Here is a 1,846-nt window from a genome sequence, read left to right on the forward strand (position 1 = left end):
GAGGTTGTGTCAAAATGCTGGCACAACTTTTTTTTATGCGCAAAGCCCAGACTTTCCCAAGCCCGGGCTTTGTTATTACCTAATTTTTTTGTAACTTTAGGCATTACATTTTCGTTATGGCAAAGTTACATTTTCGTCCTTACATTCCCAACCAAACCGTTCTTTTTCCACAAAGAATTGATGAAAACATAGCTGCGAACGACCCTGTCCGCATCGTCAATGCAGTTGTTGATAATCTCAATCTTGATAATTTCAAGAAGCTTTATAAAGAAACTGGGCGCTCAGCCTATCATCCTAAGATGATGCTCAAGGTCATTATCTACGCTTACATGAACAATATCTATTCCTGCCGTAAAATCGAGAAGCTTCTTTTGCGTGACATCCATTATATCTGGCTTGCCGGTAATGAGCATCCGGATTTTATTACCATCAACCGTTTTCGTAACCGTGTAAAGGAGGAAATAAACAACGTATTCACGCAGTTGGTTCTTGTCCTTGCCGACAAAGGTTTCATCAGTCTTGACGTGGAGTATATCGACGGTACCAAGATCGAGTCCAAGGCCAACAAATATACTTTTGTCTGGCGCAAGACAGTCGAAAGGAACCGTACAAGGTTGATGGATAAGATCCGCATCCTTCTGGAGCAGGTGGATGAAACCATTGCACAGGAGAACTCCGTAAAAGACACATCCGTGGAGTTCACTCCCTCCATGCTCTCGGGCATAGCGAATGAACTTAAAGAAGCCCTGGAACACCGGCCTGCAACAAAGGACAAGGAAGAAAAGAAAACCCTGCGGGAGAAAAAGAAACAGGTCAGGGAACTTGAAGGGTATCGTGACAAGCTGATGGAATACGACAATCACCTTGATGTCCTTGGAGAACGTAATTCCTATTCCAAGACCGATCCTGATGCCACATTCATGCGCATGAAAGAAGACGCCATGAGGAATGGGCAGACCAAACCCGGATATAATTTGCAAACAGGCACTGAAAACCAATTCATCATAGACTTCCGACTGTTTCCCAACCCTACCGATACGCTGACCCTCATTCCTTTTTTCCACTCCTTCCGGCACCGCTATAACCGCTTACCTGCTATCGGTGTGGCAGACTCCGGTTACGGCTCGGAAGAAAATTACCGGTTCATGCAGGAGAACGGGATAGAAGCCTTTGTCAAGTACAACTACTTCCATAAAGAACAGCGTCCCCGTTATACGTCCAACCCGTTCCATGCGGAAAGTCTCCATTACAATGCGGAAGGGGATTATTACGTTTGTCCGATGGGGCAGCACATGAACCGCATAGGAACCAAACGTGACAGAACGGTGAGCGGATACACCACCGAAAGTGCCCGGTATAAGGCACAAAGATGCGAGGGCTGTCCTTTGCGTGGAAGTTGTTTTAAAGCACGGGGGAACCGTATGATAGAAGTCAACCACCGGTTAAACCAATACAAACGACAAGCCCGGGAAAGGTTGCTCTCAAAAGAAGGAATCAGGCATAGAGGCAGGCGGTGTATAGAACCGGAAGCTGTTTTTGGACAAATGAAATACAACATGGCATACAGAAGGTTCCGGCATGTGGGAGAAGACAAGGTGACAATGGACTTTGCCTTCTTTGCCATAGCTTTTAATATCAAAAAGATGTGTGCAAAACTGAGAAAGGCAGGAAAGGGACTCATTACATTTGCTAAATCTATGCTTATTGGGCTATTTATAAACCGCTACAAGTGGAAGATAGCAACGTCTTACCAAATGAATCAGAAAAAAGCATCATAAGCAAAAGAAAATATAGCAGGACTGTAAAACGTAAAAAAAAGGTTGTGCCAACGTTTTGACACAACCTC

1 protein-coding gene is annotated in these 1,846 nt (G+C 44.6%); it reads left to right on the forward strand.

Annotated features, from left to right (window positions below; translation table 11 throughout):
- Positions 1–116 precede the first annotated feature (116 nt).
- A complete protein-coding gene (locus BLW31_RS23650) occupies positions 117–1,778 on the forward strand; it encodes an IS1182 family transposase (RefSeq protein WP_010536421.1) in 1,662 nt (553 codons plus the stop codon).
- Positions 1,779–1,846 lie beyond the last annotated feature (68 nt).

The sequence above is a fragment of the Bacteroides faecis MAJ27 genome, from assembly GCF_900106755.1.
Taxonomy (GTDB): Bacteria; Bacteroidota; Bacteroidia; order Bacteroidales; family Bacteroidaceae; genus Bacteroides; species Bacteroides faecis.

Excerpts from the sequence above, each read along its gene's own strand:
- BLW31_RS23650 (WP_010536421.1), top strand. The coding sequence starts at position 117 with ATGGCAAAGTTACATTTTCGTCCTTACATTCCCAACCAAACCGTTCTT.